The organism is Paraburkholderia eburnea, assembly GCF_002917095.1.
GTDB classification, from domain to species: domain Bacteria; phylum Pseudomonadota; class Gammaproteobacteria; order Burkholderiales; family Burkholderiaceae; genus Paraburkholderia; species Paraburkholderia eburnea.
In genome coordinates, this window is record NZ_PQGA01000004.1 from 1 (window position 1) to 25,563 (window position 25,563).

Sequence of the window (25,563 nt, forward strand, 5' to 3'; positions counted from 1 at the left end):
AGAACGAGCGGATCTCGCGTTTCGCCTGATAGCGCGAACCCGCGCCACCGTCGAAGCCGTCATAGGACGGGGCCTGCAAAAACAGCGTTTTCATGTCGTCGATACTGCCGCGACAGTTCGCGGACTTACGCCTGGTGTGGGTTCCGGTTCGGAGCGCTGCGCGTTTTGCCGCATGCCCAATATGCAAGCTCAGGACTACAGATAACTTCCAGATGCATTTCAATTTTCATGCGATTGCGTATTCAAACAGGCATTTGTGCAATCAACTGAAAGCATCGAATGGGAATGTGGGAACGACAACGGCCTCCAGCCCCTGAGCCTACCGACGCAACCCTGAAGAGAACCTTAGCTGGAGAGCCCGAATGCGCCAGGCGACCCGATAATCAGGAGAGAATCGTTACGGCGCGTTACGGCATGGCATTGACCGAGCCAGTCGGCACGCCACTATCGCTCTAGTGTCTCCGACGAATATGACAAACACAGAAGCGCAAACGGCATCATCGACGCGTGTCTGAATTACCAGCCCGGGCCTTTGTCCTGACAGGCAAGCAGGCACCCGAGCGCCGATACCGTCCCCACGACACCGACTCCCGCACCCAAGGCGATATTTTCGAGCGTCGTCGAACAGCCCTGCAGCGACATGGCGCCAGCCAATGCGAGTCCCAGCGTCAAGCGATTCAATGCACGCCGGATTGATGAATGATTTTTTGACATGCGCCGGTCACCTCCCAAGACCCCTTGCTGACTATCAGGTCGTGAGCATAGCGATCGGGCACCGCCGCGATTCCCGGAGTTAAGTCCGGCAAATACTGATCCTTACAAGCTCTTTCACGGGGTTCGCTCGTGGCGCATTCATCGCTGTGCCGAGCCGTGTTTTCATCACCTCGTTCATCACCTTGTAATACGCCAAAACCTTTCAATTAACCTACGTTTCGAAAATAGCGCGCGAGTTGGTTAGACTGCATGTCTCGAACGCTCACGAACCTGACATGCATGCCGGGTTCGTGCAGCGGCTGCACACAACAACCATGAGAATTCGTATGCGAACCGACGACAACCGGCACGGCGCCTGCGCGACCCGTCTGCCGCGCGCCCCCCACGGCCCCAGCTTGCGCGCGAGTGCGCGTGCAGCGCAATGCGCTGGCACGACCGGCCTCGTCGGCCTTGCTGTCCAACCCGGGAGACTGGCATGAGCGATACGCCTAACCAACCGCCCACGCCATCCACGCCGCCAAAGCCGCCGGCAGTGGTCACGCCGCCCGCATCCAGCGCCCCCCCGCCGCGCAAGCGCGGGGGCCTGGGACGATGGATCCTGCTTGCGTTGATCGTGATCCTGATCGTCGTCGTGGTGGTTCACGTCCTGCATCGCAAGGCGCCCACACGCGGCGCGGCGCCGCAGGTCGTGACGGTCGCGCCGGCCACGACTGGCTCGATGCCCGTCACGCTCGATGCGCTCGGCACGGTCACGCCGATCGCCACCGTCACGGTGCTGCCGCAACTGAGCGGCTATCTCACCGAGGTCGGCTATCGCGAAGGCCAGGACGTCGTCAAAGGCCAGTTCCTCGCGCAGATCGACCCGCGCCAGTACGAGATCAGCAAGGAGCAGGCCGAGGCAGCGCTCGCCAAGGACCGCGCTTCGCTCGCCCAGGCGCGCGCCGACCTCGCACGCTATACGCAACTGAACGAGAAGAAGTCGATCGCCGAACAGACCTATAGCGACCAGCAGTTCCTTGTCGCGCAGGACGAAGCCGCCGTGAAGTCGGACCTCGCCAACATCAAGCAATTCGAACTCGACCTCATCTACTGCCGCATCACCGCGCCTGTCTCGGGCCGCGTGGGCCTGCGTCTGGTCGATCCGGGCAATTACGTGACGGCGTCCAGCTCCACGGGCATCGCCGTCATCACGACGATCAAGCCCACCACCGTGCAGTTCACGGTGCCGCAGAATTCGCTGTCCGACGTGCTGCAGCGCGTCAACGCCGGCGCGAAGCTGCCGATCACCATCTTCAACAGCGAAAACACGAAGCAACTGGCGACCGGCACGCTCTACGCCATCAGCAACCAGATGGCAACGGCCACCGGCACGGTCACGCTGCGCGCAAGCGTCCCCAACGACGACGAAGCGCTGTTCCCCAACGAGTTCGTCAACGTGCGCCTGCTCGTGGACACGCTGCAGAATGCCGTGCTCGTGCCCACGCCGGCCGTGCAGTCGGGCGCACCCGGCGATTACGTGTATCTAGTGAACGCCGACAACACCGTCTCCGTCCACAAGGTCACGCTCGGCCCGAGCGACGGCCAGCACACGGTCATCACGGCAGGGCTTCAGGCAGGCCAGCGTGTGGTGACCGACGGCCTCGACCGCCTCAACGACGGCACCAAAATCCAGCCGTCGAACGGCAAGCCCGCCGCCGCGAACGGCGCAAGCGGTGCAAGCGGCGCGCGCAACGCCTCGCACGCCCATGCGGCCTCCGCTGCTTCGGGTGCGCCCGCGGCCTCTGCGCCCGCTGCGGCCTCCTGATCCCATGCCTGAGCGTCGATGAATATCTCGCGTCTTTTCATTCTGCGGCCCGTCGCGACATCGTTGCTGATGATCGCGATGGTGCTGGTCGGCCTCGTGGCCATGAAGTTCCTGCCCGTGTCGTCGCTGCCCTCCGTCGATTACCCGACGATCCAGGTGCAGACCTTCTACCCCGGCGCCAGCCCGAGCGTCATGGCGACCACCGTGACCGCGCCGCTCGAAGTGCAGCTCGGCGAGATCCCGGGTTTGCAGCAGATGGTTTCGTACAGCTCCGAGGGCGCCTCGGTCATCACGCTGCAATTCGATCTCTCGCTCAATCTGGACGTGGCGGAGCAGAACGTGCAGCAGGCCATCAACGCCGCCAACAGCTTCCTGCCGAGCGGCCTGCCCGCGCCGCCGACCTACGCCAAGGTCAATCCCGCCGACCAGCCGATCCTCACGCTCGCGGTCACGTCGAATTCGATGTCGCTCACGCAGTTGCAGGACGCGGCCAATAACCGGCTCGCCACCAAGATCTCCGAAGTGCCGGGCGTCGGTCTCGTGAGCACGGCCGGCGGCAACGTGCCGGCGGTGCGCGTGGAAGCCGATCCGCAAAAGCTGGCCGCCTACGGCCTGAATCTCGACGATCTGCGCACGCTGCTCGCCAACGTGAACGTGAGCGCGCCGAAGGGCAACTTCGACGGTCCGGAACTCGACTACACGATCAACTCCAACGACCAGATATCGGACCCCAAGGACTACGAAAATACGGTCATCGCCTATCAGAACGGCTCGCCGGTCTTCATGCGCGACGTCGCGCGCGTCGCCACGGCGGCGCAGGACGTCGAGCGCGGCGCGTGGTACAACAAGCAGCCCGCGATCGTGCTCAACGTGCAGCGCCAGCCGGGCGCGAACGTGATCGCCACGGTCAACCAGATCACGCGCGAGTTGCCTCAGCTCGAAGCCACGCTGCCCGCCGGCATGAAGGTCACGGTGGTGTCGAACAGCGTGGGTGTGATCCAGGCCTCCGTGCACGACGCCGCGTTCGAACTCGTGCTCGCCGTCGCGCTGGTGGTGGCGGTGATCTTCGTGTTCCTGCGCAATCTGCCCGCCACGATCATCCCGAGCATCTCCGTGCCGGTCTCGCTGATCGGCACGCTGGCCGTGATGTATGAACTGGGCTATTCGATCGACAATCTTTCGCTGATGGCGCTCATCATCGCCACGGGCTTCGTGGTGGACGACTCGATCGTGATGATCGAGAACGTCGTGCGCTATCTGGAGGAAGGCGAAAAACCCTTGCAGGCGGCACTCAAAGGCGCGGGCCAGATCGGCTTCACGATTCTCTCGTTGACGATTTCGCTGATCGCCGTGCTGATTCCGCTGCTCTTCATGGGCGGCGTGATCGGGCGTCTGTTCAGCGAATTCGCCGTCACGCTCGCGGTGACCATCGTGCTGTCCGCCGTGGTGTCGCTGACCGTCGTGCCGATGATGTGCGCGCGTATCCTGCGTGCCCAGGCCGAGCGCCACCCGAGCCGCTTCGAGCGCATCAGCGAAGGCCTGTTCGACAAGACGCTCAATGCCTACGAACGCGGCCTGCGCTGGGTGCTCGATCATCAGGTGCTCACGCTGATCGTGTTCGTGGTGACCGTCGCGCTCACGGGCCTGCTGTATGTGGTGATTCCCAAGGGCCTGTTCCCGGTGCAGGACGTGGGCGTGATCCAGGGGATCAGCGTGGCCGACAATTCGGTGTCGTACTCGGCGATGGTGCGCCGCCAGTCGGCGCTTGCCGAGGAAATCCTCAAGGACCCCGATGTGGAGTCGCTCACCTCTTACGTGGGCATCGACGGCATCAATAACACGCTCAACAACGGCCGCTTCCTGATCAATCTGAAACCGCACGACGACCGCTCCGAAAGCGCCGAGGAAATCGCGCGGCGCATCCAGCAGTCGGTCTCGAAGGTGGCGGGCATTCGCCTCTACCTGCAGCCCGAGCAGGATCTGACGCTCGACACCACCGTGTCGCCCAACCAGTACAACTTCGTGCTGCGCGGCCCGAATCAGGAAGCCTTCAATCAGTACGTGCCCGCGCTCATCGACAAGATGAAGCAGATTCCGTCGATCACCGACGTCACGAGCGACCTGAACACCGACGGCCTGTCCGTCGATGTCGAAGTGAACCGCCAGCTCGCGGCGCGCTACGGCATCACGGCGGCGACCATCGACAACGCGCTCTACGACGCCTTGGGCCAGCGCATCGTCTCGACCATCTTCCAGCAGTCGGACCAGTACCGCGTGATCCTGGTCGCGAAGCCCGAGTCGCTGCCCACCGTCGATTCGATCGGCGACATCTATTTGCCGAGCCAGACGGCGAGCAGCGGCCAGGTGCCGCTCAAGGGCATCGCGACGATCCGCATCACGCGCTCGCCGTTGACGATCAGCCACCTTGCGCAATTCCCCTCGGTGACGATCTCGTTCAATCTCGCCGATGGCGCCTCGCTGTCCGCCGCCGTGCGCGACGTGCGCAAGGCCGAAGCCGCCGTCAAGCTGCCGCCGTCGATCACCTCGTCGTTCCAGGGCGCGGCACAGGCCTTCGAGGATTCGCTTTCCTCCGAGGTTTATCTGCTGCTCGCGGCGCTCGTGGCCGTCTATATCGTGCTGGGCGTGCTGTACGAAAGCTACGTGCATCCCGTGACGATTCTGTCGACGCTGCCTTCGGCGGGCATCGGCGCGCTGCTTGCGCTGATGATCGCGGGCAAGGATCTGGACGTGATCGGCATCATCGGCATCGTGCTGTTGATCGGCATCGTCAAGAAGAACGCCATCATGATGGTGGACTTCGCGCTCGAAGCCGAACGCGTGCACGGCAAGCCGCCGCGCGAGGCGATTTTCGAGGCGTCGCTGCTGCGTTTCCGCCCGATCCTGATGACGACGCTCGCGGCCATGCTCGGCGCGCTGCCAATGCTGCTCGGCAGCGGCACGGGCTCCGAGTTGCGCCGCCCGCTGGGTCTCGCGATCATCGGCGGCCTCACGGTTTCGCAGATGCTCACGCTCTTCACGACACCCGTGATCTATCTGTTCTTCGACCGCCTCGCGATCCGCTTTGGCCGCAAGCGCAAGCCTGAAGACGATGGCGACGCCGATACCGACGGCACGAACGGTACGGACGAACCGCCGCGCGCTCCCGCACCCGAGGGCACGCCGTGAACCTTTCGGCGCTCTTTATCCGTCGTCCGGTCGCCACTTCGTTGCTGGCGATCGCGATCCTGCTTGCCGGTGCGCTGGCCTTCTTCCGGCTGCCGGTCGCGCCGCTGCCCAACATCGCCTATCCGGTGATCGTGGTGCAGGCCAACATGGCGGGCGCGAGTCCGGACACCATGGCCTCCACGGTGGCGGAGCCGCTGGAACGCCGTCTGGGCACCATCGCCGACGTGAGCCAGCTCACCTCGATCAACAACGTGGGTTCGTCGGTGATCGTGGTCGTGTTCGGCCTCAATCGCGACATCAACGGCGCCGCGCGCGACGTGGAAGCGGCGATCCAGGCCGCGCGCGCGGACCTGCCGACCACGCTGCGCAGCAACCCCACCTATCGCCAGTACAACCCCGCGAGCGCGCCGATCATGGTGCTCGCGCTCACCTCGGACACGCTCACCAAGGCGCAGCTCTACGACTCCGCCGATTCGGTGATCATGCAGCAGCTCTCGCAGGTGGATGGCGTCGGCCAGATCACGCTGGGCGGCGGCGCGTTGCCCTCGGTGCGCGTGGAACTGGAGCCGGGCAAGCTCAACAGCTATGGCATCGGCATGGAGGACGTGCGCGCGGCCATCGGCGCGGCCAATGCCGACAGCGCCAAAGGCCACCTCGATCAGGGCGACCAGCGCTTCGTGGTGACCTCGAACGACCAGATCAGCAGCGCCGCGCCCTATCGCGACGTGGTGATCGCGTATCGGGACGGCGCGCCGGTCTTTCTGCGCGATGTGGGCACGGTGCGCGACTCCAACGAAAACATCCGCAACGCCGGTCTCTACAACGGCAAGTCGGCCGTGCTCGTGATCGTCTATCCGATGCCCGGCAGCAATGTCGTGAAGACCGTGCAGCAGATCCAGGCGCGCCTGCCCAATATCGAGGCCGCGCTACCCGCCACCATCAAGGTGCACGTCGCCGTCGATCGCTCGGAGTCGGTGCGCGCTTCGGTGGCCGACACCGAACGCACGCTCTTCATTGCCGTGCTGCTCGTGATCGGCGTGGTGTTCGTGTTCCTGCTTTCGCCGCGCGCCACGCTGATTCCCGCCGTGGCGCTGCCGCTGTCGATCATCGGCACGTTCGGGCCGATGTATCTGCTCGGCTACAGCATCGACAATCTTTCGCTGATGGCGCTCACCATCGGCACCGGCTTCGTGGTGGACGACGCCGTGGTGGTGCTCGAAAACATCGTGCGCCATATGGAATCCGGGCTCGACCCGAAGGAAGCGGCGCTGCGCGGGTCGCGCGAAGTGGGCTTCACGGTGCTGTCCATGAGCCTGTCGCTGATCGCCGTGTTCCTGCCGATTCTGCTGATGCCGGGCATCGTCGGCCTGCTGTTCCATGAGTTCGCGATGACGCTCTCGATCGCCATCGTGATCTCGCTGATCGTCTCGCTCACGGTCACGCCCACGATGTGCGCCTACGTGCTCAAGCGCGAACGGGAAAAGCGCGAGCCCTCGCGCGTGGCCGCGTGGATCGACGCGCAGTTCGAGCGCTTCAAGCAGTTCTATTCGCGCACGCTCGACGCCGTGCTCGATCACGCAGTACTCGTGATCGTGCTGCTGTTCGTGCTGCTGATCGGCAACGTGTTTCTCGCGCGCCTGCTGTCGGGCACGTTCTTTCCCGAGCAGGACACGGGCATTCTGATCGGCCAGATCGTCGCCGACCAGAGCATCTCCTTCACGGCGATGGAGAAGAAACTCGCGCAGTTGCAGGACATCGTGCAGAAAGATCCCGCCGTGGCGTCGGTCGCGGGCTTCACGGGCGGGCGGGCGCTCAACACGGCGAACGTCTTCATCGAACTGAAGCCGCTCGCGCAGCGCAAGCTCTCCGCCACGGAGGTCGTGAACCGTCTGCGACCGAAGCTCAACGCGGTTTCGGGCGCGCGTCTTTTTCTGGTGGCGCAGCAGGACCTGCAGATCGGCGGGCGGCAGTCGGCGGCCGAGTATCAGTACACGCTCACCAGCGACGACGCCGACGCGCTGTTCGAATGGACGCCCAAACTCGTCGATGCCCTGAACAAATCTCGCGGCACGATCATCGACGTCAATTCGGACCTGCAGCAGAACGGCCTGCAGGCTTATGTGACCGTGAACCGCGCGACCGCCAAGCGTTATGGCTTCGATCCGAACCAGGTCGACAGCGTGCTTTACGACGCCTTCGGCCAGCGTACGGTGTCAACCATCTACAACCCCATCAACCAGTATTTCGTGGTGATGGAAGTGGCGCCGCAATACTGGCAGCATCCGCAGTCGTTCAGCCGCATCTGGCTGAGCACGGCAGCGGGTAATGCGAGCGGTTCGGCGTCCACGCAGATGTCGGGCAGCACGGTTTCGGGCATCACCGCCTATACCGCCCAGAGCGCCACGACGACGGGCGCGAGCAGCACGAACTCGCGCAACGCGAACGCCGTGGCCAACCAGCAGAACAACTCGATCTCCAACAGCAAGGGCGGCAGTTCGAGCGGCAGCGCGGACAGTACCGCCGCCGAGACCATGGTGCCCGTCGATGCGCTGATGACGTGGTCCACCAGCCATACGGCCACCCAGGTCAATCACCAGAGCGGCCAGGTGGCGGGCACGATCTCGTTCAACCTGCCCCAGGGCGGCTCGCTTTCGGAAGCGAGCAAGATCATCGAGCAGGCGCAGCGCGACATCGGCATGCCCGCCTCGGTCCACGGCGCCTTCGCGGGCGCGGCCCAGGCCTACGCGCAGTCGATGGGGACGGTGCCGCTGCTGATTGTCGCGGCGCTGGCCGTGGTCTACATCGTGCTGGGCGTGCTCTACGAGAACACCATCCACCCGCTGACGATTCTGTCGACGCTGCCTTCGGCGGGCATCGGCGCGATCCTGGCGATGCTGATTTTCGGCACACCGTTCTCGGTGATCGCGATGATCGGCATCATCCTGCTGATCGGTATCGTCAAGAAGAACGGCATCATGATGGTGGACGTCGCGATCCAGTTGCAGCGCAACGAAGGCCGCAACGCGCGCGACGCGATCCACGAGGCCGCCGTGGTACGTCTGCGCCCGATCATGATGACGACCTTCGCGGCGGTGCTGGGCGCGGTGCCGCTCGCGATCGGGATTGGCCAGGGCGCGTCGCTGCGCCAGCCGCTCGGCGTAACGGTGATGGGCGGCCTGATCCTGAGCCAGGTCTTCACGCTGTACACCACGCCCGTGATTTATCTGTTCCTCGACCGTCTGCGCGCCCGCCTCGCCCGCTGGGCCGCACGCCTGCCCTGGAACCGTCAGGCCGATGAGAGCGCATCATGAAGATTCATCCAATCGATTTCACCTTTTCAATGAAAGCACGCCCGGCCTTGCACTCTTTGCGTCCTTCGCGTCCCTTATGCCTTCTGCCGTTAAGCCTCGCGCTGCTGCTGGGCGGCTGCATGGTCGGCCCCGACTATCATCGCCCGCAAGTCGCCACGCCCGCGCAGTGGAAGGAGTTGCCCGGCTGGACCCAGGCCGATCCGTCCGCCGCAGCCGGCCCCAAGGGCGAATGGTGGACCGGCTTTCAGGACCCGTTGCTGGACGAGCTTGAGCCTCTGGTGGCCGTCTCGAATCAAACCGTGGCGCAGAGCTACGCGAACTATCAGGAAGCGCTGGCCGAAGTGCGCGTGGCGCGCGCGAGCCTCTTTCCGACCATCGGCGTGACCGGTTCGGCCACGCGCGAGCGCGCGTCCACCAGCACGACCAGCGGTTTGAGCAGCGGCTTCGGCAGCGGCGGCGCGCGCATCGTCAACTCGGGGTCGCTGGAAGCGAACGTGAGCTGGACGATCGACTTCTGGGGGCAGGTGCGCCGCCAGATCGAGGAACAATCGGCCACGGCGCAGGCCAGCGAAGCGACGCTCGCCAATGCTCAGCTATCCGAACAGATCGCGCTTGCCAACGCGGTGATCGATCTGCGCGTGACCGATGCCGATATCGACCTGCTCACGCAAACGGTCGAGGCGTACAAGAATTCGCTGCGCGTAGTGACCGACCAGGACACGGCGGGCACCGTGGCGCCGTCCGATCTCATCACGGCACGCACGCAGCTGGAAAACGCACAGGCAAGCCTGATCGCGCTGGGCGTCTCGCGCGCACAGTATGAACACGCGATCGCGGTGCTGGTCGGCCGCAATCCCGAAGACATGTCCATCCCGCACAGCGCCAAACTGCCCGTCCTGCCGGCGATTCCCGCTGGCGTGCCTTCGACGATCCTGCAGCGGCGGCCCGACATCGCCACGGCGGAGCGCCAGATGGCTTCGGCCAATGCGGCGATCGGCGTCGCCATCGCCGCCTACTACCCGACGATTTCGCTGTCGGCGCTCGATGGTTTTACGCAGGCGCCGCTCGCGGGCCTATTGCACGTGAGCAATTACGTCTGGTCGCTGGGCGCGAGCGCAACCGAAACGATCTTCGACGGCGGCGAGCGCAGCGGCGAAGTCGCGGCGGCGCGCGCGAGCTATAACGCAGCGGTCGCGAATTATCGCGGCACGGTGCTGAGCGCATTCGAGAGCGTGGAAAACGATCTTTCGGGGCTTCGTATTCTGGCGCAGCAAAGCGATGCACTGGACGCCGCCGTGCGCGACTCGATACGCGGCGCACAGATCGCGCAGAACGAGTATCAGGCGGGCACGGTTGACTACACGACGGTTGCGACCGCTCAGGCCACTCAGTTGAGCACGCAACAAAGTGCGCTCACGGTGCAGCAATCGCGCCTGCTGGATGCGGCTGCGTTGATCGGCGATCTGGGCGGCGGGTGGACCGGTGTGCTGCACGATGCGAGTCATCCGCAGCAGGTGAGTATCGATCCCGATGCGAATGCGGGCGCGAATGGCAGGGCCACCACCAACGCTACCGCACCGACGCAATAGTCATTGCGAACCTGAACCGCTGATTTTGCCGAATGAGCCCCTCCCGCAGGGGCTTTTCTTTTGTCGCTCTGCTGCTTACCAGGCAAAGTTGTAAAGAAGCGTCAACTCCTTGCAACGACGTCAACGGCGGCATCGCCCTGTCCGTTAGCCGTGCAGACGCAAATGGCGTCGTTCAATCAAGCCTGAGGAAGAATATGAAGAAGTCGTCCATCGCCGTTTTGATTTCCCTGTCGGCGCTTGCCAGCATCGCATCCGCGCAAGATGCGGATAACGGCATTCAGATGAGCAAGGACCCGGCGCGCGCCGAGCAGATCGAAGCACATGCACGCAGCGTTCAGGCACAGCCGTCGGCCATGCAGTTCGACGAAGCATCGGATTCCACCCATGCGCCGGCTGCGCATACGCAAGGCCGTCATGCACATGGCGCCGCACATTCGAAGACGAACTCGAAGAAAAAGACCCACGCCCATAAGCACCACGCGACCCGGTAACGGAATGGTTAATGCCGACAGAGGCTGCGCCCCTGTCGGCTTACCGCGCGCTACTATAGCCACCGCGTTCAAAGCGACGTTCGACAACATTCGTTCGTACTCCATCCGGGCGCGAGCGCAAGCGTTGCGCCACATCGCTTTGACGCAAACAGGGGCTCCCTCGACATAGACGCGCACGCTGCTATCGATGCGCCGGACGATTGGCTATGCTGGATTGTCGGCCGTCTGTTTCGCCGCCGCGCGATGTCCTTTACCGCACTGACCGCGCTGCCTGCCGACCCGCACCACCAAGACATGCCGCGCCAGCGTTGCGCGGCGCCTTACACCGTGTTCAGGAGTACTCCATGAAACAGCTTGGCATTGGTCTCTTGCTGGCGCTTTCGTCGCTGGGGTTTGCACAACAGCATCCCGCTGTCTATCCCGCACATGGCCAGTCACCGCAAAAGCAACAGCAGGACGAAGGCGCTTGTTATGCGTGGGCCAAACAGAACACAGGCATCGACCCCACCGTCGCTGCGCAACCTGCACCGCCGCCCACTCAGCCCACCGGAGCGCGCGTGGGCGGCGCAGCACGCGGTGCGGCCGCAGGCGCGATCATCGGAGACGTGAGCGGTAATAGCGCAGGCCACGGCGCAGCGGTGGGCGCGACGGCCGGCGCTCTCGCCGGTGGCGTACGTGCGCGCCGCGAACACGCGGCCCAAGCCCAGGCGCAGCAGCAGGCCCAGGGCGCTCAACTGGCCACTTACTGGAAGTCGTTCGGCGCGTGCATGCAAGGACGCGGCTACTCGGTCCAGTAACACTTCATAAGGATTGCAAACAAGTTTATGGATGGCGAGCCGTAGCCGTGCAGCATTTTCTATGCTGTCAGTTGCACGGCTCGGCCTGCGAATTCCGCGGCTGTTCAGGCAACGGCATCGCAGAAGCCGGCAGACCGAAAACCGCGTCGAAGATCAGATTGAAGATATACGCATAGACGAGGAAGAACACCGTGAGGCCAATGTCCATGACGAAGGCCTCGACCAGCGGCACGCGCAGCGTGAGCGCGATCATCGGCACGAGAAAGATCACCAGGCCGCCCTCGAAACCGACCGCATGCATAACACGTCGCAATGGGCTACGGCCGCGTTGGGTCTGACGCACTTCCCAGCGCTCGAACAGCCAGTTGTAGACGGCATTCCACACCACCGCGACCAGCGATGTGAAGACTGCCGCCGCGCCCGCGCGGTCCATGCCGCTGCCGGCAAGCGAGGCAAAGCTCGTACTCGTGATAAGGATTCCGAGCCCCTCGAACAGCGTGAGATAGACGATCCGGCGCTTGATGCCCTGCATACGCTGAACGCTCCGTTATATAACGCGCACTGGAAGCGCTGATACTACACGAGCGTGAATAACCGCAGCGTGGCTGCGGTTATCGGCGAATTCAAGCGCTGATTCAGGCGCCGGGCAGCGCCCGTCGAAGCTCAGGCCAGTTCGGTAAACACGGCTTCCGTCGCAAGGCGCGATTTCGGCAGTTTGGCGTTGAAGTCGTCGGCGCTGCGGTAGCCCAGGCCAACCACGACGATCGCCGTCAGGCCGCGTGCGGCGAGACCCAGCTCTTCGTCCAGCACCTTGGCATCGAAGCCTTCCATCGGGCAGGCGTCGATTTCGAGCGTCGACGCGCCGATCAGCAGCGTGCCCAGCGCCAGAAACGCCTGCTTTTCCATCCACGCGGAGAGATCGTCACGCTCGCGATGCAGGTTGACGTAGAAGCCGCGCGTGTTCTGCTGCGTCGTCTTCGCTTCGGCGCTGGCGAAGCGGCCATCGGCCTCTTCCTGCGCCAGCACGGCGTTCAGATGCGCTTCGTCCATGTCCTTGCGCACGCACAGGACCATGACGTGCGAGGCGCGCGTGACTTTGGCTTCGTTGTAGGCGTAGCCCGGCTGCATCGACTTCGCGACGCGGGCGCGCGCGGCATCGCTTTCGGCCACGACAAAGTGCCACGGCTGCGAGTTGACCGACGAGGGGCTGAGGCGAATCAGTTCCTTAAGTTCATCGATGACGGCAGCGGGAATCTTGCGGGCGGAATCGAAAGCCTTGGTGGCGTGGCGGGTCTTGGCGAAGCGGGTGAGATTCAACGACATACTCCTGGATCGGTGCGGTGATTTGGCAAGGCCGGTATCCTACCAGTCTGGGCCGTTTCGCGTGCGGGGCGGCCGAAGGCAGCGCGCGCCGCATCAATATTGGAGGGCAGCACCATGCGCCAGACGATTCATCATCTGCGTGTCCACGCGCGCTCGCGCGGGCTGTTCGAATTCACGCAGGAAGTACGCGCATTCGTGCGCGAAAGCGGCATCGGCACGGGCCTGTTGACGCTGTTCTGCCGTCACACCTCGGCGTCGCTGCTGATCCAGGAAAACGCCGATTCGTCCGTGCGCCGCGATCTCGAACGGTATTTCGACGAGATCGCGCCCGAAGACCCGCAGCGCTACGAGCACGACACCGAAGGCCCGGACGATATGCCCGCGCATCTGCGCACCGCCCTCACGCAGACGCAGTTGTCGATTCCCGTCGAGTACGGCGGGCCGCTGCTGGGCACCTGGCAGGGTATCTATCTGTTCGAGCACCGCCGACATGCGAGCACTCGCGAGGTCGTCCTGCACCTGATCGGCGAATAATCCCGCACCACCGCTGCAAGCAGAACAGCCGCGCAGACGCTATGCTTGCGTGTTGCCATTTTTCCCGTTTTTTTCCTTTAACCGATCGACCGAATCCCCGAGGAAATCTCATGAAACAGCACACTGGCTCCACGATCAGCTTCAACCGTCCCGACGGTAAATCGCTCCAGGGTTACCTGGCCACGCCGGAGAAGACCGAAGGCGCGCCCGCCATCGTCGTGATCCAGGAGTGGTGGGGCGTAAACGACCAGATTCGCGGCGTCGCCGACCGTCTCGCGCAAGCCGGCTACTACGCGCTCGTGCCCGACCTCTATCGTGGCAAGAGCACCGTCGAGGAAGAAGAGGCGCACCATCTGATGACGGGCCTCGATTTCGGCGACGCCGCCTCGCAAGACATCCGCGGCGCCGTGGACCACCTGAAGACGCTGACCGACCGCGTCGGCGTGAGCGGCTACTGCATGGGCGGCGCGCTCACGCTGCTGGCCATCAACCAGATTCCGGGCCTCGCGGGCGCCGTCGTGTGGTACGGCTTCCCGCCGCTCGAATACCTCGACGCGAGCAAGATCAGCGTGCCGGTGCTCGGCCACTGGGGCACGCAGGATGGCTTCTTCAATATCGAAACCGTCGGCGAACTCGAAACAAAGCTGCGTGACGGCGGTGTGAACGTCGAATTCCATCGCTACCTGGCCTACCACGCGTTCGCAAACGAAACGGCGGTCGGCCCCGGCCGCATCGCGCACACGCAGTTCGATCCGGTCTGGTCGCAACTGGCATGGGACCGCACGCTCACGTTCTGGGGTCGCACGCTCTGGAAGCAGGGCTAAGCCTGATCGCTTGACGCCGCGTTTGTCTTTCGTCCGAGGCAATCGCCGCAATTAGCTCAGTGCGAGCGCCCCGCCGCCCCGTCGAGCAGCGCGATTTCGCGCTCGCTCTGCAACACCGCGCGGCGCTCGCCTTGCGCGTCGATCGAGCGCGCCAGCACCAGATACACGAGCGCCGACACCAGCAGGCCCACCGCCCACGCCACGTCCACGCCGCCGATCCGCGCCGCCAGCGGCCCCGTATAGATGCCCGGCAGCACGAAGAACGGCACCGTCGAGGCGAAACCCACCGCGTAAGCGATCAGCCCGCGCGCACCCCATGCACCGTAAAGACCATTGGGCGTGAAGAGTTGCGTGATCGCATAGTGGCCGCGCCGCACGAAGAAGAAGTCGACCAGATTCACCGACGTCCAGGGCACCAGCAGATACAGCATGATCGTGAGCGCCGCGAACAGGATGTCGATGGCATTACCCGACAGCGACAGCGAAATCACCACCCACATGAGGCCGAGCACCAGCACCGTAATCACGCGCACCGTCGAGGTGGGCTTCACGGGCTTGAACGAATCCACCGCCGTGACCACCGTGAGCATCGCGCTATAGGCGTTCAGGCCCATCGTCGCGACCATCGCACCCACCGACGCCAGCGAGATCAGCACGCCAAAGCCGCGGAACATCGCGTTGCCCGCATCGTAGAGCGCGACGAGACCATCGGATGCGCCCAGACGCGTCGCGAGCCACGCACCCAGTGCGATCAGCCAGATCGCCGACGCCGATGCGCCGATGAACACCGCCGCGATAATGGCGCGCGGTTTCGTTTCGCGCGGCAGATAGCGCGAGTAATCCGACACATAGGGCGCATAAGTGATGTTGTAGCTTGCGCTTGCGGCGAACTGCGCGGCGAACGCCACGAGCGAGAAGCCGCCCGCATGCGCCACGCCGGCCTTCACGCCCACGGCGCCGAACATGATCCACAGCGTAAGCAGCACGTAGAGCGGCAGGCTCGCCACCAGCAGCCACTTGAACACGCGATGCAGCCAGTCGTGCCCGTAGATGGCGAGCGCCAGCGCGATCAGCGCCGTCACGATGGTCACCAGCGTGGGCGACCAGCCGAAGATCCCCTTCACGCCGCTCGCCATCAGCACGGTATCGACGACGTTGAAGCCGATGAACGTGAACAGCGTCGCGATGAGAATCAGCACCACGCCGCGATAGCCGAACTGCGCACGCGACTGGATCATCTGCGGCAAGCCCAGTTGCGCGCCCTGCGAGGCGTGAAAGGCCATGAACAGCGTGCCGAACAGAATGCCGAGCACGCCCGAGAGGATCGTATAGCCCAGCGACAGCCCCATGCTCGGGCCCACGAAGCCGATGGCGATCGTGAAAAACTGGAAATTGCCGAGGAACCAGAACGGTCCCTGGCCTGCCACGCTGCCGTGGCGTTCGTGTGCGGGCACGTAGTCGATCGAGCGGACCTCGATCTTGCGCCACTTGCCGGATTTCGCGCCGGGGGCGTCGGCGCTATCGGTCGTACCGCTCGCCGGGGGCGGGGGCGCCCAGCCGTTAACGTTGTCGGTGCTCATCTGTCTCTTCCTGTTCGATTCTATGGGGACGCAGTTGGGGCGCAGTGCCGGGTTCCGCGCCGGATTCGGCGAATTACGACTGCGGCGAATGAGTGGCGCTTGTGCGCGCCCGAATGACGTGTTTGATTTCCTGGTAAGCGCGCACGCCCCAGGGACCGAGTTCGCGGCCCAGGCCGCTTAGCTTGCGTCCGCCCCAACCCGTCTGCGGGAAGATCACCTGCGGAGCGTTTACCCAGACCGTGCCTGCCTCACAGGCGTCGCTGACCCGTGCGGCGCGCGCGGCGTCGGCGGTGACGACCGTGGCGACGAGTCCGTAATCGCTATCGTTGGCGAGCGCAATGGCTTCGTACTCCGTATCGAATGCCCGCACCAGCGCGACTGGCCCGAAAATCTCCTCGCACCAGAGCACGTTGTCGGGCGCGACGCTCGTGCAGACCGTCGGCGCCACGAAAAAGCCCGCGTCCTGCGTAGCCGCGCCGCCGCACAGCACGCGCGCGCCCTGCTCCTTGCCGCGCGCCAGCAGGCCAAGCACGCGTTCGCGCTGCGCCGCGCTGACAAGCGGCCCCACACGCACATCGGCTGTATGCGGCGCACCCACCACGGCGTTGCGCGCCAGCGCGACCAGTTTGTCGATGAACGCGTCGTGCAACGCCCGCGCCACCAGCACGCGCGAAGTCGCCGAACACATCTGCCCCGCGTTGAAGAACGCGCCATTGAATGCGAGTTCGACGGCCTCGTCCAGATCGGCATCGTCGAATACGATCAGCGCCGACTTGCCGCCCAGTTCGAGCGAGACGCGCTGCATACGAGCGGCGGCGGCACGCATGACCGCCTGGCCTGCGGCGGTGCTGCCCGTGAACGAGACCTTCGCCACGCCGCGATGCGAGGCCAGTTGCGCACCCACTTCGCGCCCGCCCGTGACCAGATTCACCACGCCGGCAGGCACGTCTGCCGCCGTAACGATATCGACGAGCGCGCGTTCGGCCAGGGGTGTCAGCTCGGACGGCTTGATGACCACCGAACAGCCCGCCGTGAGCGCGGGCGCCAGCTTCCACGCCGCCGTCACGAGCGGGAAATTCCACGGCACGATCAGCGCGCAAACGCCCACGGCCTCATGGCGCACATCGGCTTCGAAGGCGGCATCGGGCAACGCGACCGGCGCGCGCTCGACCACGTGGCCTTCGTTGCACAACTGCGCGTAATAGCGGAATGTGCCAGCCGCGTCGCTCACGTCGAGTTCGGCTTCGAAACGCGGCTTGCCGTTGCAGCGCATCTGCAACTCGACCAGTTCGCCCGCATGGGCTTCGATGCCTTGCGCGATGCGTTCGAGCCGTTCGCCGCGTTGCGCGACGCTCGTGCTACGCCAGCCACGCAAGGCACGCTCGGCGGCGGCCACCGCTTCGTCGACGTCCTCCGCGGAAGCGCTCGACACGCGCGCATAAGGCTGCGCGCTGCACGGATCGACAAGTTCGAGCGGCGCGCCCGCACCCTGCCGCCACGCGCCGTCGATAAAGACCCCTGGCTCCGTCGCCTGCGCGACCGCGTTAATCGATTCGCGCTTCATGCACACACCTCGCCGCCTTCGATCACCGCATCATGCACCGCCGCGCAGGCGTGCGGCGACAGGTGTTCGTGCACCGCCAGCCACTGGCCGCCGCGCCGGGCGAACGCGATGGTCTCGCGCTCGTCGAGCGTTTCGCTGCCCGCGTGCGTCGCGACGCGCGTGCGCACGTTATGCACGAACAGCGCAACGTCGCCGATACATTGCACGCTGCGCGAGCGCGACTCGCAGCCGAGCACGCGAAAACCGTCTTCGCGCTCCCATTGACGCCACAGCGCCTCGTAGGCTGCGCGCGTGGGCAACGGCTCGCTCACGTGATGGAACACGAAGCTAGCGTCGGGCGCGAAGGCCGCGAAATAGGCATCGCGATCGTGGCTCGCGAAAGCGTCGATCAGGGCGTCGGCTGCGGCCAGCACCTGGGTTTCAGTGTCGCGTTCGGTCTCGCTCATGAGCACTCTCCGGGGATATCGTCTGGTGACTTCTTTTTTAATTCGGATGGCGAATCATTCTGGTTCGCCCGAGCTTATGCGCGCTTATGCGCGATACGCCACACCCGGCAGCACGCACAGCATCTCGAAGGCGAGATTCGCGGCGAGCAGCGCGGTGGTGCCTTGCGGGTCATAAGGCGGCGAGACTTCCACGAGATCCGCGCCGACGAGGTTCAGCCCGCGCAGTCCGCGAATGATTTCCAGCCCTTGCGGCACGGTCAGACCGCCGATCTCGGGCGTTCCGGTGCCCGGCGCGAAAGCGGGATCGAGCCCGTCGATATCGAAGCTCAGATACACGGGGCCATTGCCCATCTGCTCGCGCACTTCCTTCATCAGCGTTTCGAGCGAGCGGTTCCAGCAGGCTTCGGCCTGCACGACGCGAAAGCCCTGATCGCGGCACCAGTCGAAGTCGTCGGCGTGATAGCCGGTGCCGCGCAAACCGATCTGCACCACGCGCTCGCAATCGAGCAGCCCCTCTTCCACCGCACGGCGAAACGGCGTGCCGTGGGCGATTTTCTCGCCGTACATGGTGTCGTTCACGTCGGCGTGGGCGTCCACGTGGACCACGCCCACCTTGCCGTACTTCTTGTGCATCGCGCGCAGGATCGGCAGCGCGATGGTGTGGTCGCCGCCGAGCGTCACCGGCTTGCAGCCGCCCGCGATGATGCCGTCGTAGGCAGCTTCGATATCGGCGATGGCCTTGTGGATGTCGAACGGATTGATCGCCACGTCGCCGATGTCGGCCACCTGGAGCGAATCGAACGGCGCGGCGCGCGTCGCCATGTTATAGGGCCGCAGCAGCACCGATTCGGCGCGGATCTGGCGCGGGCCGAGGCGCGCGCCGTTGCGGTTCGAGGTGCCCAGATCGAACGGCACGCCGACGAAACAGGCGTCCAGCCCCGCGCTCGTGGCGGCGATCGGCAGACGCATCATCGAGGCGATGCCGCCGAAGCGCGGCATCGCGTTACCCGAGAGGGGCTGGTTCAGCGTGGTGTTGCGGGAGTCGTTCATATCCGTAAAAACCCTGTAAACATCGATCGGAGCAGTGGGTTCAAACCCAATGCTGGCAATGCTAGAGGGAAAAAATTTTGGATAAAATGATGGCCTGATGATGTTTACATCGACTCGAATCAATGTAAGAGGTGTCCGATGCTCGCCAACCTGACCGATTTCGACCTGCGGCTGATTCGCGTTTTCCTCGCCGTGGTCGATGCGCGCGGGCTCACCGCCGCCCAGGCCGCGCTCAACGTGGGGCAATCGACCATCAGCACGCAACTGTCCTCGCTCGAGACGCGGCTGGGTTTCCGGCTATGCGAGCGCGGGCGCGGCGGCTTCAGGCTCACGGCCAAGGGCGAGCGCTTCGCCATGTCGGCGCGGCGGCTGCTGGTGGCCGCCAACAGCTTCTGCGCCGAAGCCGCGAACATGGACCGCCAGCTCGTCGGCGAGTTGAACCTGGGCCTGATCGGACACACGCCGTTCAGCCAGAACGCGCGTATCAGCGATGCGATCGCGCGCTTTCGTCAGCGCGACCAGGCCGTGCGCTTCAATATCCAGATCCGCTCGCCGGGCGAACTGGAGGAACAGGTGCTCAACGGCAAGGTGGATATCGCGATCGGCTATTTCTGGCATCGCGTACCGAGCCTCGACTACACCGCGCTCTTCATCGAGCGCCAGTACGCGTATTGCGGCGCGCGCCATCCGCTGTTCGAGCGCGCGGGCGAAGCCAATGCCGTGGGCGCCGACGAAGCCGCCGCCTGCGAATGGGCATGGCGCAGCTACCCGCTGCCCGAAGCGCAGCATTCGACGCACGAGCGCAACGTCACCGCCATCGCCGACAATATGGAAGCCGTCGCGCTGCTGATTCTCTCGGGGCATCACCTCGGTTATCTGCCCGTGCATTTCGCCAAACCGTATGTCGATGGCGGATTGTTGCGCGCCGTGAATCCGGCGGCGCTGCGTTACGACGTGACGTTTCATATGGTCACGCGCCGCGCGCCCCATGCGGGCGATATCCAGCGCGCGTTCATCGACGATCTGCGCGCCGTGCATCTGAACGAGATGGCGCCGGAGGCGGCGTTATAGGTTCTGTTTGACGGCATTGCAACACTGGCAGCATGCCCCCGCGCTAACATAGTGCCCCCGCGCGGGCCTGTCTCGCGACGCGCGCGGTGTTTACGTGTGTGTACGTTCAACCAGGACTCACAATGAAGCTCTATTTCTTCCCGGGCGCCTGCTCACTCGCATCGCATATCGTCGCGCGCGAAGCGGGCCTCGACATCGAACTCGACAAGGTCGATTTCGCCGACAAAAAGACGGCCAGCGGCAAGGATTTCCGCGCGATCAACCCCAAGGGCACGGTGCCCGCACTCGAACTCGACAATGGCGAGCTGCTCACCGAAGGCCCGGCGATCATGCAATATCTGGCCGACCGCAATCCCGCCAGCGCCCTTGCGCCCGCCTACGACACGCTCGCGCGCTATCGCCTGCAGGAGATGCTCGGCTTCATCAGCACGGAACTGCACAAGCGCTATTCGCCGCTGTTCAATCCGGATGCACCGCAGAGCGTGCGCGCCGATTCCACCGCCGCGTTGCAACGTCAATACGCGCTGCTGGACAAGCGGCTGGCCGAACATGAATGGCTCGTCGGCGATCACTTCACCGCAGCGGACGGCTATCTCTTCACCGTGACCAACTGGGCCTCGCACGTCGGCGTCGATCTGTCCGCGTTCCCGGCCGTGCTCGCGTTCCAGAAGCGCGTGGCCGCGCGTCCAGCCGTGCAGAAAGCGCTGGCTGCGGAAGGGTTGATCCCGCAACAATAAGCACCCTCCGGGACAGCGGCGCGCGCGTGCATCTGAACCACCCATGCGCCGTCTGCGCGCTTGCGCCATTTCCTCTACACTGTCCCGCCTGAGCGTGTTCCGCGCCGCGCACATCGCCGCGTGGCGCGGGCCGCCTCCATCATTCAGCCTCGTTACAGGACAGCCTATGAGCGATCTCAACGCCTTCCCCATTTCCGCCAGGTGGCCAGCGCAACATCCCGAGCGCATCCAGCTCTATTCGCTGCCCACGCCCAACGGCGTGAAGGTGTCGATCATGCTCGAAGAGACGGGCCTCGCCTACGAGCCGCATCTGGTGCGCTTCGATACCAACGATCAGCTCTCGCCCGAATTCCTCTCGCTGAACCCCAACAACAAGATCCCCGCGATCATCGATCCACATGGCCCGGATGGCGAGCCGCTCGCGCTGTTCGAATCGGGCGCGATCCTGATCTGGCTCGGCGACAAGAGCGGCCAGTTTCTCGCGCGCGACGGCCGCGAGCGCTACGAGACGATCCAGTGGCTGATGTTCCAGATGGGCGGCATCGGGCCGATGTTCGGCCAGCTTGGCTTCTTCCACAAATTCGCGGGCAAGGAGTACGAGGACAAGCGTCCGCGCGACCGATATGTGGCCGAATCGCGCCGTCTGCTGGGCGTGCTGGAAAAGCGCCTGGAAGGCCGTGCATGGCTGATGGGCGACCACTACACGATCGCCGATATCGCGACTTTCCCGTGGGTGCGCAATCTCGTGGGCTTCTACGAGGCTGGCGATCTGGTCGGCTTCAAGGATTTTCCGAACGTGCAGCGCGTGCTGGATGCCTTCGTCGCGCGTCCGGCTGTGAAACGCGGTCTGGAGATTCCGGCGCGCGCATGACGAGTGCGCCCGTGTCCACGGGACTTGCTCGCCGGAATCGCGCCCCGAAAGCCCCGCGCGATTCCGGTTAAACTGCCCCCATGGACACATGCCAATACTGCGGAAAAATGCGTGACGAGTGGGATTGCCACGGTCAGGCCTGCCGCAACGCGATTGCGCGTGCGCTGCGGCGTCAGCGTCAAGGCCTGCCGATGGTGGCCAACGTGATCCGCAACGAAATCCCCGCCCACGCCAGCACCGGTGAAGTCATCAGCGTGCTGTCGCGTCAGCGCAAGCGCGCGCGGCGCGGCAACGAAGAACGCCGCGAGCGCAAGGCGCTCGAAAACGCCGATAACGTCGGCGGCCTGGACAATATCTGAGCCAGCCGCTCAAAACGTATTTCTCAGGATAACGAAAGAGCTTCAGCGCTTGCGCCGATAGTGAATCTGCGCGGGCACCTGCAGCGACTCGGGCGGCGCATCGCCTTCGAGCAGCGAGAACACGCAGCGCAGGCTATGCGCGGCCAGTTGCGCGCTGTCCTGCACGATGGCGTCGATGCGCAGCGGCAGACAGTCGAGCAGTTGATGATCGTCGAAGGTCATCAAACGGCCCGGCGATTGCGCGAGCGCATTCGCTTCGTTGACGAATTCCAGCACGCCTTCGAGCAAGGTGATCGAGCCGGCGAACAGCGCCTCGGGATAGCGGCCATGCGCCTCGAACCACGCTTTCATGAGCGCATAACCCGATTCGCGCTGATAGTCGCGCTGGAACACCCAGTCGGCGTGCTCCTCAAGGCCGTGCGTTTGCAGCGCGAGCCGATAACCCGCCAGACGGTCCCGGCTTGCGGAAAGCTCGGGCTGGCCGCCGAAATACACCACTTCGCGCGCGCCCTGAGCGAAGGCCTCGCCCACCAGCGTCGCGACGGTTTCCGTGGCGTCGGTAATCACAAAGGGGATCGCGCTCGTTTCCACGCGGCGGTCGGCAAACACCAAGGGCAGGCGCTTGACCCACTTCTCGTAGCGCGGCGCGTCGGCGGTGCACGGCACCACCACCAAACCATCCACTTGATGCGAGACCAGATGTGCGATGCCCTCGGTCTCGCGCACGGGGTCTTCATCGCTCGTCACGATCACCAGTTGATAGCGGTACTGCTCGCGGCATTGCGATTCCATCGCCTGCGCGAGCGCCGCGTGTGCCGAATTGGTGAGATCGGGAATCACGAGTCCGATCGTGTTGCTGCGCCGCGAGCGCAGCGATCGCGCCGACTGCGAAGGCGTGAAATGATTTTCCCGCGCCACCTGCAGCACGCGTTCGACCGTCGCTGCCGAAATGCGGTAGCGCTCGGCATTGCCGTTGAGCACCATGCTGGCCGTGGTGCGCGAGACCTCCGCGAGGCGGGCAATGTCGTCGATGGTCAGACGCTCGAACTGGGACACGCGGGCTTCCTTGTGGCTGGGGAGTGGATGGGGAACGCGGTTGCGTGAGAGCGTACAACAGAATAGCGCGCCCCGTGATAAAAACAGGGCGCGCGGGCGTTACTGCTACGGCTTTGCTGCCTTAGCTTTGCTGCCTTAGCTTTGCTGCCTTATTGCTGCTTGTACAGGTTCAGCGGCACGGGGATGAACTTGTCGACAGCCTGGCCGTCCACGAGCTTCTTCGCGGTCTGCACGCCATACTGGCCGATCAGTTCCGGCTGCTGCTGCACGGTCGCGGCCATCTGGCCGGCCTTGACGGCGGCGATCGCGTCGTCGGTGGCGTCGAAGCCCACCACGGCCACGTTCTTCAGGCCCGCAGCCTGCAGCGCCTTCACCGCGCCCAGCGCCATCTCGTCGTTCTGCGCGAACACGCCCTGGATGTCCTTGTTGCTCTGGATGATGTTCTCCATCACCGAAAGACCCTTGGCGCGGTCGAAGTCGGCCGGCTGCTTCGTGGCGATCTTCACGCCGCCCTTGGCCGCGATTTCATCGTCGAAGCCCGCGCCGCGCTCGTTAGCCGCCGACGAACCCGGAATGCCTTGCAGCTCGACGATATTGCCCTTGCCGCCGAGCTTGTCGGCGAGGAAGTCGGCTGCCATCTTGCCGCCTGCCTTGTTGTCCGAGGCGATATGCGAGCTGACGTCCGCGCCGTTCACGCTGCGGTCGAGCGAGATCACCTTGATGCCCTTGCTGGTCGCTTCCTTGACGACGTTGGCGACCGCCGACGAATCGGTCGGGTTGATCAGGATGACACTGACCTTCTTCTCGATCAGGTCTTCGACGCTGGCCTGCTGCTTCGCCGGGTCGTTTTGCGCATCGACGGTGATGAGCGTGACGCCGTCCTTCTGCGCCTCGTCTTCCGCGCCCTTCTTGAGCGACACGAAGAACGGGTTGTTCAGCGTCGAGATCGACAGGCCCACCGTGAGCGCGCCCGATGCCGGAGCGGCTGCCGATGCGCCGCTGGCGCCCGCGTCCGAGGTGCTGCTGCCCGGGCCTTCCTTCGAGCAGGCCGCGAGGCCCAGCACGAGCGAACCGGCGACGAGCGCCGAAAACAGTTTGGACAGCGACGGCTGGAACGGCTTGTGCATAGTCTTCCTCCTCGTTTTAATGTGTGGAGAGTGAATCGAAAATCATCAGGATTACTACTAAACTGGAATCGACGCATCGCGCGAAAACGACGCGCGATGCGGCAAATACGGTTACAGCGGAGTTACGACGACTTCTTGTTGCCGCGATCGATCAGCACGGCGAGCAGGATCACGCCGCCCTTGATGACCTGCTGATAGAACGACGACACGTCCAGCAAATTCAAACCGTTGTTGAGTACGCCGATCAACAGCGCGCCGACCAGCGTGCCGAAAATCCAGCCGCGCCCGCCCGTGAGGCTCGTGCCGCCCAGCACGACGGCAGCGATCGCATCGAGCTCGTAGCCCGTGCCCGCGGTCGGCTGCGCCGAGTTCAGACGCGAGGTCAGCACCACGCCCGCGAGCGCCGACATCACACCCGAAATCGTGTAGACCCACAACTGGATGCGATCGACCTTCACGCCCGAGAGCTTCGCCGATTCGGCGTTGCCGCCCGTCGCGTAGATATGGCGGCCAAACACGGTCTTGCGCAGCAGCACCCAGAACACGCCGAACATCACGAGCATCAGCACGACCGGAATCGGCACGAGACGCGCGACATAACCGCCGCCAAGCAGCGAGAAGAAGTCGCTGTTGAAGCTGCTGATCGGGCTGCCATTGGAGACGACCAGCGCGAGGCCGCGCAGCACCGTCATGGAACCGAGCGTGGCGATGAATGGCGCGACCTTGCCCTTGCTGATGACGATGCCGTTGGCAAACCCCATCAAACCGCCCGCGGCAAGGCCCGCGACGGTCGCGACCAGCGCGTTCGTGCCGGAACTGAGCAGCGTGGCGATGATGACGGAGGACAGCGCGAGCACCGAACCCGCCGACAGGTCGATGCCGCCCAGCAGGATCACAAGCGTCATGCCGAAGGCGATCAGCGCGTTGATGGACGCCTGGCGCATCACGTTGAGCAGGTTGTCGAGCGTGAGGAAGTTGGGGCTCACGATCGACAGCGCCACCGCAATGATCAGCAGTGCGATGAATGGTCCGAGCTTTTGCAGCGTCGCCCTGCTGCCGGGGGTCATGGTGAGTTGCGACATGGAATGTCTCGCCTGGTTGTCTGGAATGAGGTGTGAGCGCGCCGCGC

General features: G+C 64.4%; 22 protein-coding genes. 12 read left to right on the plus strand and 10 right to left on the minus strand.

The window, feature by feature from the left end; translation table 11 throughout:
* Window positions 1-516 precede the first annotated feature (516 nt).
* Window positions 517-714, minus strand: coding sequence for a hypothetical protein (locus B0G62_RS10470; RefSeq protein WP_103704127.1), 198 nt, complete (start codon window positions 712-714; stop codon window positions 517-519).
* A 475-nt stretch (window positions 715-1,189) separates the two neighbouring features.
* Here B0G62_RS10470 and B0G62_RS10475 point away from each other — a divergent pair, with 475 nt between their 5' ends.
* The 6 genes from B0G62_RS10475 to B0G62_RS10500 all read left to right on the plus strand — a co-directional run bounded on the left by B0G62_RS10475 (window position 1,190) and on the right by B0G62_RS10500 (window position 11,892).
* Window positions 1,190-2,518: an efflux RND transporter periplasmic adaptor subunit gene (locus B0G62_RS10475; protein ID WP_103704128.1), complete on the plus strand. Its 1,329-nt coding sequence runs from the start codon at window positions 1,190-1,192 to the stop codon at window positions 2,516-2,518.
* A gap of 18 nt (window positions 2,519-2,536) precedes the next feature.
* Window positions 2,537-5,704: an efflux RND transporter permease subunit gene (locus B0G62_RS10480; protein WP_103704129.1), complete on the plus strand. Its 3,168-nt coding sequence runs from the start codon at window positions 2,537-2,539 to the stop codon at window positions 5,702-5,704.
* On the plus strand, window positions 5,701-9,015 hold the full coding sequence (locus B0G62_RS10485) for an efflux RND transporter permease subunit (protein WP_103704130.1): 3,315 nt from the start codon (window positions 5,701-5,703) through the stop codon (window positions 9,013-9,015). Before B0G62_RS10480 ends, B0G62_RS10485 begins: the two co-directional genes overlap by 4 nt.
* Before the next feature lie 119 nt (window positions 9,016-9,134).
* Entirely contained in the window at window positions 9,135-10,604 is a 1,470-nt protein-coding gene (locus tag B0G62_RS10490; protein ID WP_244193200.1) for an efflux transporter outer membrane subunit, read from the plus strand.
* A 32-nt stretch (window positions 10,605-10,636) separates the two neighbouring features.
* On the plus strand, window positions 10,637-11,095 hold the full coding sequence (locus B0G62_RS31150; RefSeq protein WP_146055236.1) for a hypothetical protein: 459 nt from the start codon (window positions 10,637-10,639) through the stop codon (window positions 11,093-11,095).
* A gap of 344 nt (window positions 11,096-11,439) precedes the next feature.
* The gene (locus B0G62_RS10500) at window positions 11,440-11,892 is read left to right on the plus strand and encodes a YMGG-like glycine zipper-containing protein (RefSeq protein ID WP_103704132.1); all 453 of its coding nucleotides are present in this window, start codon (window positions 11,440-11,442) and stop codon (window positions 11,890-11,892) included.
* A 67-nt stretch (window positions 11,893-11,959) separates the two neighbouring features.
* Here the strand turns inward: B0G62_RS10500 and B0G62_RS10505 are convergent, their stop codons facing one another.
* The gene (locus tag B0G62_RS10505; RefSeq protein ID WP_103704133.1) at window positions 11,960-12,424 is read right to left on the minus strand and encodes a PACE efflux transporter; all 465 of its coding nucleotides are present in this window, start codon (window positions 12,422-12,424) and stop codon (window positions 11,960-11,962) included.
* Between the two features lie 131 nt (window positions 12,425-12,555).
* Window positions 12,556-13,209: an oxygen-insensitive NAD(P)H nitroreductase gene (gene nfsB, locus B0G62_RS10510; protein WP_103704413.1), complete on the minus strand. Its 654-nt coding sequence runs from the start codon at window positions 13,207-13,209 to the stop codon at window positions 12,556-12,558.
* Window positions 13,210-13,329: 120 nt separating this feature from the next.
* Between nfsB and B0G62_RS10515 the strand changes: the two genes are divergently transcribed.
* Both B0G62_RS10515 and B0G62_RS10520 read left to right on the plus strand, forming a co-directional pair.
* Window positions 13,330-13,749, plus strand: a complete 420-nt coding sequence (locus tag B0G62_RS10515) for a secondary thiamine-phosphate synthase enzyme YjbQ (protein ID WP_103704134.1) — start codon at window positions 13,330-13,332, stop codon at window positions 13,747-13,749.
* A gap of 110 nt (window positions 13,750-13,859) precedes the next feature.
* Window positions 13,860-14,573, plus strand: coding sequence for a dienelactone hydrolase family protein (locus B0G62_RS10520; protein ID WP_103704135.1), 714 nt, complete (start codon window positions 13,860-13,862; stop codon window positions 14,571-14,573).
* 56 nt (window positions 14,574-14,629) lie between these two features.
* On the opposite strand, the gene B0G62_RS10525 is transcribed toward B0G62_RS10520, so the two are convergent.
* From B0G62_RS10525 to speB, 4 genes are all read right to left on the minus strand, one after another.
* Window positions 14,630-16,153, minus strand: coding sequence for a purine-cytosine permease family protein (locus B0G62_RS10525; protein WP_103704136.1), 1,524 nt, complete (start codon window positions 16,151-16,153; stop codon window positions 14,630-14,632).
* 73 nt (window positions 16,154-16,226) lie between these two features.
* Window positions 16,227-17,717, minus strand: coding sequence for an aldehyde dehydrogenase family protein (locus B0G62_RS10530; protein ID WP_103704137.1), 1,491 nt, complete (start codon window positions 17,715-17,717; stop codon window positions 16,227-16,229).
* The gene (locus tag B0G62_RS10535) at window positions 17,714-18,163 is read right to left on the minus strand and encodes a nuclear transport factor 2 family protein (RefSeq protein WP_103704138.1); all 450 of its coding nucleotides are present in this window, start codon (window positions 18,161-18,163) and stop codon (window positions 17,714-17,716) included. Before B0G62_RS10535 ends, B0G62_RS10530 begins: the two co-directional genes overlap by 4 nt.
* A gap of 84 nt (window positions 18,164-18,247) precedes the next feature.
* A complete protein-coding gene (gene speB, locus B0G62_RS10540) occupies window positions 18,248-19,213 on the minus strand; it encodes an agmatinase (RefSeq protein WP_103704139.1) in 966 nt (321 codons plus the stop codon).
* A 138-nt stretch (window positions 19,214-19,351) separates the two neighbouring features.
* Here speB and B0G62_RS10545 point away from each other — a divergent pair, with 138 nt between their 5' ends.
* The 4 genes from B0G62_RS10545 (at window position 19,352) to B0G62_RS10560 (ending at window position 22,251) form a co-directional block, all read left to right on the plus strand.
* Complete coding sequence (locus B0G62_RS10545; protein ID WP_103704140.1) at window positions 19,352-20,284, plus strand: LysR family transcriptional regulator; 933 nt, start codon at window positions 19,352-19,354, stop codon at window positions 20,282-20,284.
* 122 nt (window positions 20,285-20,406) lie between these two features.
* Complete coding sequence (gene gstA, locus B0G62_RS10550) at window positions 20,407-21,021, plus strand: glutathione transferase GstA (RefSeq protein WP_103704141.1); 615 nt, start codon at window positions 20,407-20,409, stop codon at window positions 21,019-21,021.
* A 166-nt stretch (window positions 21,022-21,187) separates the two neighbouring features.
* On the plus strand, window positions 21,188-21,892 hold the full coding sequence (locus B0G62_RS10555) for a glutathione binding-like protein (protein WP_103704142.1): 705 nt from the start codon (window positions 21,188-21,190) through the stop codon (window positions 21,890-21,892).
* Between the two features lie 80 nt (window positions 21,893-21,972).
* Complete coding sequence (locus B0G62_RS10560; RefSeq protein WP_103704143.1) at window positions 21,973-22,251, plus strand: hypothetical protein; 279 nt, start codon at window positions 21,973-21,975, stop codon at window positions 22,249-22,251.
* Window positions 22,252-22,293: 42 nt separating this feature from the next.
* Here the strand turns inward: B0G62_RS10560 and B0G62_RS10565 are convergent, their stop codons facing one another.
* From B0G62_RS10565 to B0G62_RS10575, 3 genes are all read right to left on the minus strand, one after another.
* Window positions 22,294-23,307 carry a substrate-binding domain-containing protein gene (locus B0G62_RS10565; RefSeq protein ID WP_103704144.1) on the minus strand — a complete coding sequence of 338 codons (1,014 nt, stop codon included), beginning with the start codon at window positions 23,305-23,307 and terminating at the stop codon, window positions 22,294-22,296.
* A gap of 149 nt (window positions 23,308-23,456) precedes the next feature.
* Window positions 23,457-24,434, minus strand: coding sequence for a ribose ABC transporter substrate-binding protein RbsB (rbsB, locus tag B0G62_RS10570; protein WP_103704145.1), 978 nt, complete (start codon window positions 24,432-24,434; stop codon window positions 23,457-23,459).
* Window positions 24,435-24,556: 122 nt separating this feature from the next.
* Window positions 24,557-25,516 (minus strand): ABC transporter permease, encoded by a 960-nt coding sequence (locus tag B0G62_RS10575; RefSeq protein WP_103704146.1) that lies wholly within the window; start codon window positions 25,514-25,516, stop codon window positions 24,557-24,559.
* Window positions 25,517-25,563 lie beyond the last annotated feature (47 nt).